Origin of the sequence: Yoonia sp. (assembly GCF_014859355.1) — a bacterium.
Lineage (GTDB): Bacteria > Pseudomonadota > Alphaproteobacteria > Rhodobacterales > Rhodobacteraceae > Yoonia.
The window spans coordinates 26304-32769 of the sequence record NZ_JACUUJ010000029.1 but is presented as its reverse complement, the minus strand read 5'-3'; the positions used below and the strand labels follow the sequence as shown (position 1 = coordinate 32769).

General features: G+C 55.9%; 10 protein-coding genes. 6 read left to right on the top strand and 4 right to left on the bottom strand.

Annotated elements, in window-relative coordinates; all coding sequences use genetic code 11:
- Nucleotides 1-867, top strand: an 867-nt coding sequence (locus IBX59_RS10960) for a carbamate kinase (protein ID WP_296375407.1), incomplete at its 5' end; no start/stop codon positions are given.
- Between the two features lies 1 nt (nucleotide 868).
- Here IBX59_RS10960 and IBX59_RS10955 read toward each other — a convergent pair.
- On the bottom strand, nucleotides 869-1609 hold the full coding sequence (locus tag IBX59_RS10955; RefSeq protein ID WP_296375405.1) for a Crp/Fnr family transcriptional regulator: 741 nt from the start codon (nucleotides 1607-1609) through the stop codon (nucleotides 869-871).
- 192 nt (nucleotides 1610-1801) lie between these two features.
- Here IBX59_RS10955 and IBX59_RS10950 point away from each other — a divergent pair, with 192 nt between their 5' ends.
- The 5 genes from IBX59_RS10950 (at nucleotide 1802) to IBX59_RS10930 (ending at nucleotide 5302) form a co-directional block, all read left to right on the top strand.
- Nucleotides 1802-2233: a phasin family protein gene (locus IBX59_RS10950; RefSeq protein ID WP_296375402.1), complete on the top strand. Its 432-nt coding sequence runs from the start codon at nucleotides 1802-1804 to the stop codon at nucleotides 2231-2233.
- Nucleotides 2234-2353: 120 nt separating this feature from the next.
- Nucleotides 2354-2569, top strand: a complete 216-nt coding sequence (locus tag IBX59_RS10945) for a dodecin family protein (protein ID WP_296375400.1) — start codon at nucleotides 2354-2356, stop codon at nucleotides 2567-2569.
- 71 nt (nucleotides 2570-2640) lie between these two features.
- Nucleotides 2641-2877: a hypothetical protein gene (locus IBX59_RS10940; protein WP_296375398.1), complete on the top strand. Its 237-nt coding sequence runs from the start codon at nucleotides 2641-2643 to the stop codon at nucleotides 2875-2877.
- Between the two features lie 347 nt (nucleotides 2878-3224).
- Nucleotides 3225-3809 (top strand): TRAP transporter small permease, encoded by a 585-nt coding sequence (locus IBX59_RS10935; protein WP_296375396.1) that lies wholly within the window; start codon nucleotides 3225-3227, stop codon nucleotides 3807-3809.
- Nucleotides 3806-5302, top strand: coding sequence for a TRAP transporter large permease (locus tag IBX59_RS10930; protein ID WP_296375394.1), 1497 nt, complete (start codon nucleotides 3806-3808; stop codon nucleotides 5300-5302). Before IBX59_RS10935 ends, IBX59_RS10930 begins: the two co-directional genes overlap by 4 nt.
- A gap of 17 nt (nucleotides 5303-5319) precedes the next feature.
- Here IBX59_RS10930 and IBX59_RS10925 read toward each other — a convergent pair whose 3' ends face one another.
- From IBX59_RS10925 to IBX59_RS10915, 3 genes are read right to left on the bottom strand one after another with little or no spacing between them, the layout of a single operon-like run.
- A complete protein-coding gene (locus IBX59_RS10925; RefSeq protein WP_296375392.1) occupies nucleotides 5320-5694 on the bottom strand; it encodes a Na+/H+ antiporter subunit G in 375 nt (124 codons plus the stop codon).
- 9 nt (nucleotides 5695-5703) lie between these two features.
- Complete coding sequence (locus IBX59_RS10920; protein ID WP_296375390.1) at nucleotides 5704-5973, bottom strand: K+/H+ antiporter subunit F; 270 nt, start codon at nucleotides 5971-5973, stop codon at nucleotides 5704-5706.
- Nucleotides 5970-6461, bottom strand: coding sequence for a Na+/H+ antiporter subunit E (locus tag IBX59_RS10915; RefSeq protein WP_296375411.1), 492 nt, complete (start codon nucleotides 6459-6461; stop codon nucleotides 5970-5972). Before IBX59_RS10915 ends, IBX59_RS10920 begins: the two co-directional genes overlap by 4 nt.
- Between the last annotated feature and the right edge of the window lie 5 nt (nucleotides 6462-6466).

Genomic DNA, 6466 nt, shown 5'->3' with positions numbered 1-6466 from the left:
GAAAACCAGCGCGACAATGCGCGCGTTGCGGCGGCTTCACTGGCGGAAATCGCAGGTGCAGGGCATGATCTGGTGATCACACATGGCAACGGCCCGCAGGTGGGGCTGTTGGCCTTGCAGGGACTGGCTTATCAACCTGACGAGGTTTTTCCGCTGGATGTCATGGGCGCGGAAACCGAAGGCATGATCGGCTATCTGATCGAACAAGAGCTGGAAAACGCGCTGGAGCATACACGCACCGTTGCCACGCTGCTGACGCAGGTGCGCGTTGACCCTGATGACCCGGCGTTTCAGGCCCCGACAAAATTTATCGGACCGGTCTATGACAAGGACAAGGCAGCACAAATGGCCGATCGCTACGGCTGGCATATCGCGCAGGACGGGGCGCATTGGCGACGGGTGGTGCCTTCGCCCGCCCCGCAGGATATCCCCGATCTGAAGGTGATCCGCCAGCTTTTGCTGCATGGTACCATCGTGGTGTGTGCCGGTGGGGGCGGTATCCCGGTGATAGCCCGGTCAGACGGCAGCATCACGGGCGTCGAGGCGGTGATCGACAAAGACGCGGCCAGTGCATTGCTGGCGCAAATGCTGGGGGCTGATGCGTTGCTTTTGTTGACCGATGTGGCGGGTGTGTTGCATGATTTTGGGACCAAGGATGCCACGTTGATCCCAACGCTGACGCCTGACGACGCCCAAAGTCTGGATTTGCCGGATGGGTCAATGCGGCCAAAGGTTGCCGCTGCTGCGCGTTTTGCCCGCAGCAAACCCGGCAGGTTTGCAGCCATTGGCAAGCTGGAAGATGCCTTCGCGCTATTGGACGGGCGCGCCGGAACGCGGATTGCTGCCGCGCCGTCGCCCGCATCCTGATCTAGTGCAGCCGGTCCGGCAAAAGCGAAAATTCGATGCCTGCAATCTCGGACAGCGCCGGCAGGTTGCGGATCATGATATGTGTCTGGTCCTGCATCGCAATTACACCTTGATCTGAAAGGCGTCTGAGGATCCGGCAGACATGCACCGACGAAAGCCCCGTGAATTCGCCCAGTTGCTGTTGGGTCAACGGCAGGTGAAAACCAAGATCGCAGGCCTGCCCAATTGTGCGCAGCCGGTTGGAAAGTTCGATCAGCGCGTGTGCGATGCGCGTTTCGGCGCTGCCCTTGCCCAGCCGCAATATTCGGTCTGACAAACGCGACAGGGCGTCTGCTGCACATCGGTTTTCCAGCCGTTGGAGTTGCGGGAAATCGCGGCCAAGCCGGGACCATACCGGCCCGGGAATGATCGCGATGGTAGCCTGCGTTATGGTTTCCATCTGCAACGCGCGTGATGCGATATTGGCGGATATCTGGCTGAGGATATCGCCGGGCAGCGCGAAATCGATCGTTTGCCGCTGGCCGTTGGGCATCGACTTGGACAGCGACACCCAGCCTGACATGACGCAATAGGTCACGTTGACTCCGGTGCTGTCCAATTCGATCAGGTTTCCGGGGCGGAATGTGCGCTTATACGTGTTGAAAAGCCTTTGAAGTGAAGCTTGTGCGGTTGCGCCTGATAGGTGCCAAAACGGCGCGGTGGCGATCTGCGCCGATGTGATTGGGTAAACAATTTGATTCATCGTAAGCCCCTGACTGGTCGGTTTTGCGTTCAATGACGCTGCTTTGACATATCAGTGCAAAAACTTGCTCAGTTGATCCGCCTCAATTGCGCGGGGGCGAAAGGCATGTAGTGTTGGGGCAGGTTAAAGTGGTGGCGGTGAACGACCTTCACTCTTTGACGGATTGCGTGTGATGAAACAGGAGAATCCGCCATGGGCGAAGTTGACGATACACCGATGGGCAATCTGGTCGCAAATCTACAGGCGGCTATGGCCATCAACCCGCTGATGCACCAGCAAGTTGTTCAGTTCTGGGAAACGCAGCGCAGGATGCTGGATGCGCTGGAAACCTATCAGGACGGGTGGTTTGCACGGCGACGTGAAGCTGTGGATACAGCACTTGATGCGGTGAACACGATGATGGGCGAAGACACGGCCGGCCCGTCAGAAGCAATGGAGGCGGTGTCCGACTGGATGCAGCAGTCTGCTGCGCGTGTGGCCGAAGATTATCGCGACGTGGCAGAACTCTTTGCACAATGTGGCAGCGATACGCTGCGCAGCGGTGTCGAGGCGGAACAAGAAGCCATCGAAGAGACCATCGAACAGTTGCAAGACCTCAGAAAAGAACATGCGATGCCGGTCTGACCCTGTCTACCGATCGTGCCGGGGTTTAACGGCGGTCAATGCGTCGTCTCAGTAAATCATCCAGCATGTTGGCGTGTCGATGCAGTGACTGCATCACAAAATCACGAAAGGAAATTCGCTATGTCCATGCTCAAGGTGATCGAAGTTCTCGCCGAGTCAAAAGATAGTTTCGAAGGCGCGGCAAGAAATGCCGTCGCGCAGGCCGCCAAAACCGTCAGAAACGTCAAATCGATCTACATCAAAGAAATGACCGCGCAGGTCGAAGGTGACCAGATCGTAAATTACCGTGTGAACGCAAAAATCACATTCTTGCTGGAAGACGAACCAACAAGCTGACTGTGGTGGTGAGGCAGGTAAAGCGATGGAAGGACGCAGCAAAAAGCGAAATCAAGTCGCATGAAGGTCTGTTGCCAGGGCGTGTTGCTGAAATTGACCATGATGCGGGCTTTGGGCAGGTCATGGCGACAGACCATCGGCTGATTTGTTTCCATGAAAACGCCGTTGTTTACGGTAGTTTTGCGGCACTTCGGCTGGATGACACTGTTGATCTGGCGGCGCAGACTGAAGAAAGCGGAATCGGCCCGCAAGCCAGCACAGTGCGCAAGATCGGCGGTTCACGCTTTGATCCGGCGGTCAAAAAATAGAAACGCGCCGCGCCTGTCAGTCCCGATCGCCTACTCTTTGGGACCATGGGTGGCACAACCCTTTTGCAGATCACGACGCTGCCAAAATCTGCTTTTGCATCGGTCTTGCTGTGCAATTGGTCCGAGAATTCGTAAATCAGAAAGATTAATGTGGTGACATTTCACCGCTGCTGTGACAGGTCTTGCTGCCAACCGCCATATTCGGGTGTTTGTCTGTGGCAGTTTATGCGCCATATAGAACGCCGCAAATGGGTATGAGACATGCAAAGAGAACGGCAATCATGTTGCAGATTCCACATATCATAATGTTATCCGCCAATCTTGCGATATTGTCGTAAGAAAAGCCGATGCACAGCATTTTTGACAGGATTGCGCGGGGCTTTGCCGTATTGGGCGGCTGTGTCTTGTCCGGTTTGATTATCATGACCTGTGTTTCCATTTCTGGCAGGTCTTTAAACACCATGTTGCACGGTGATTTTCTGCAATCGGCAGTTCCGGGGCTGGCCAATGGTCTGCTGGCGCTGGGGGTTGGTCCGGTCAAAGGCGATTTCGAACTGATCGAAGTTGGCATGGCCTTTGCGATATTTGCGTTCTTGCCGCTGTGTCAGCTTGCCGGGTCGCATGCCACGGTTGATATCTTTACTGCCAGGCTGTCTGCACGCGTTAACCGGTTTCTGCGCATGGTGATCGAGACGGTCTTTGCCGCAGCTCTTGTTCTGATCGCGTGGCAGCTATTTGTCGGTATGCTAAGCAAAAAGGCCGCGGGCCAAACCACTTTTCTTCTTGAGATACCGCTTTGGTGGGCCTATGCGGCCAGCTTGTCGGGTGCGGTTGCTGCTGCACTTGTCGCGATCTACGTGACCGCTGCACGGGTCATCGGGGTGGCGACAGGCCACTGCCCATTGCCCCCCGAACAGGAGGCGGATCATTGAGCGATCTGATGGTTGGGGTGCTGTCGTTTCCGGCGCTTCTTGTTTTGATTTTTCTGCGTGTGCCGATAGGGCTGGCGATGTTTCTTGCCGGTTTGGTTGGTTTGTTCATCGTGACGGGCGACACGACCGTGCCTTTTGCGCGCCTGCGGTCGGAAACCTATACGACCTTTTCCAACTATGCATTGTCAATCGTGCCGATGTTCTTGCTGATGGGGCATTTCGCAACGCTGGGCGGCATGAGCCAGGCTTTGTTCAAGGCAGCCGAAGGCTGGCTGGGGCATCGCCGTGGCGGTGTGGCGATGGCGGCCGTTGGCGCTTGCGCTGGGTTTGGTGCCATCTGCGGATCATCGCTGGCGACCGCGGCAACAATGGGGCGCGTTGCCCTGCCAGAGCTTAAATCCTATGGCTATGCGGGCGGGTTCGCGACGGCAACGCTGGCGGCGGGTGGCACGCTTGGCATCCTGATTCCGCCCTCTGTTGTGTTGGTGATTTACGCGATCCTGACCGAACAGAACATCGCGAAACTGTTTCTGGCGGCTTTCATCCCCGGTATCCTTGCCGCGATTGGCTATATGGTCGCGATTTCAGTCTATGTGCGGATCAACCCAACCGCCGCAGGCACGCGGCAGCGGGTGCCATACCGGCAAAGGTTTGTTGCGCTTTTTGCGGTCTGGCCGGTGTTGATGGTTTTCAGCCTTGTCGTGGGCGGCATCTATCTGGGCTGGTTTACCCCGACCGAAGGCGCGGCAGTGGGGGCCTTTGGCACAGGTGTTATCGCGTGGTTCTCGGGGGGGCTGACCAGGGGATCACTGGCCGAAAGTTTTTATGTCACGGCCCGGTCGTCGGGGATGATCTTTTTCATTGTGTTGGGGGCTGCTTTTTACAACGGCTTTCTTGCGCTGACGCAAGTGCCGCAAGAGGCGGCAAATTGGGTGTCGCAAAGCGGTTTCAGCCCCGTGGTCGTCTTGATCCTGATTCTTGTTTTCTATCTTTTTCTGGGCTGTCTTATGGATAGCCTATCCATGATCCTGCTGACGATCCCGATTTTCTGGCCTATCATGCAAGGGCTTGATTTCACCTTTGTGACCATGGTGGAACTACAATCGGCCCGGCTGGCAGACCTGCTGCAAAGTGGGGCAACATTGCCGGCAGAACTGGTGCAACAGGCACAGGATATGCTGGCCGGTGGTCAGGAATTGTCGCGCGAGTTAACGCGCGAACTGGGCTTGCGCAGCGTATCTGAATCCGCCCTGAACCGGATCAATACCGAACGCACCGCGATCTGGTTTGGTATCCTTGTGCTGATCGTCGTCGAGGTGGGGTTGATCACGCCCCCGGTCGGGATGAACCTTTTTGTCATCAATGCTATGGATCGCAAAACCCCGATGGCTGACACCTATAAGGCTGTGATGTATTTCGTGGCGTCTGATCTGATCAGGGTTGGTATTCTGGTGGCGTTTCCCTTTATCACACTGGCGCTTTTACCGTGGTAAAGCGCCAGCGCCTTGCCCTAGCTGTCTGGCGCTTTTGAAGGGGGATCGTCATAAATCGACCAACCCGTCGCGCTTTTACTGTCGGGCAGGTCGGATTCGCGCAGGTTTTGTGCGACGTAGGTTTTCATGATGAAATGCGCCGTAATGGGTGCTGTCAGGAACAAGAACAGCGTGATCATCAATTCGTGCAAAGACAATTCCCCGCGATCGACAAGTGTATAGGCGATTGACGCAATCAGCACCCCACCCACACCCAATGTCGTCGCCTTTGTCGGGGCGTGTAGCCGCTGGGTCGTGTGGCGTAACTTTACCAACCCAAAAGACCCGACAAAGCCGAATATGCCACTGACGATCAGCGACAGGGCGACCAGAAGTTCTGCAAGAAAAATCATGGTGTCACCTTATTCAATGATATTGCCGCGCAGGACAAAGCGGCAGTAAGCAACGGTTGAAACAAAGCCGACCATCGCAATGAGCATCGCCGCCTCGAAATACATCGGCGTGCTGCGCCAGATCCCATAAAGCACCAGCAGGGCGATCAGGTTGATCACCATTGTATCCAGCGCCAGGATGCGATTGGCGGAATCAGGTCCAACCACAATGCGCCAAAGATTGAGCAAAAGTGCCAAGCCATAGCAGGTAGCGGCAAAAATAATCGCGGCTTCAATCATTCGAAAATCTCCTTCAGGCGGCTTTCATAACGTGCCTTGATGGTATCGCGAAGCGCGTCAGGGTCGTCAGTATGCAGGCAATGCACCAAAATCGCGCCACCATCGGCGGCCAATGATGTCGACACGGTGCCCGGGGTCATGGTGATGGTACCTGCAAGTACGGTAATCGCCTCGGCCGAGGTTAATTCAACCGGCACTGATAACCAGACAGAGTGGATATCGCGTTGGCGTTTGAAAAGGATAATCGTCGCAACGTGGATGTTTGCGATGACAATGTCCCAAAGCACCACAAGAAAGTATTCAGCGATCCGCAGGGGTTTTCTGACCTTGGGCCGGTCAGGCCAATAGGGCGCTGTGACCATCGGCACGATCAGGCCGAACACGACCCCAAGGATCAGGTTTCCAAGCGTCAAGGTATTGACCAAGCCAAGCCACACAAGCACAAGTGTCGTGCTGAGCAGCGGATGTGGGATCAGTCTCGCCAGCATCATCG

Coding starts and splice junctions, on each gene's coding strand:
- IBX59_RS10950 (WP_296375402.1), top strand. CDS start 1,802: ATGGGCGAAGTTGACGATACACCGATGGGCAATCTGGTCGCAAATCTA.
- IBX59_RS10945 (WP_296375400.1), top strand. CDS start 2,354: ATGTCCATGCTCAAGGTGATCGAAGTTCTCGCCGAGTCAAAAGATAGT.
- IBX59_RS10955 (WP_296375405.1), bottom strand. CDS start 1,609: ATGAATCAAATTGTTTACCCAATCACATCGGCGCAGATCGCCACCGCG.
- IBX59_RS10920 (WP_296375390.1), bottom strand. CDS start 5,973: ATGATTGAAGCCGCGATTATTTTTGCCGCTACCTGCTATGGCTTGGCA.
- IBX59_RS10915 (WP_296375411.1), bottom strand. CDS start 6,461: ATGCTGGCGAGACTGATCCCACATCCGCTGCTCAGCACGACACTTGTG.
- IBX59_RS10935 (WP_296375396.1), top strand. CDS start 3,225: ATGCACAGCATTTTTGACAGGATTGCGCGGGGCTTTGCCGTATTGGGC.
- IBX59_RS10925 (WP_296375392.1), bottom strand. CDS start 5,694: ATGATTTTTCTTGCAGAACTTCTGGTCGCCCTGTCGCTGATCGTCAGT.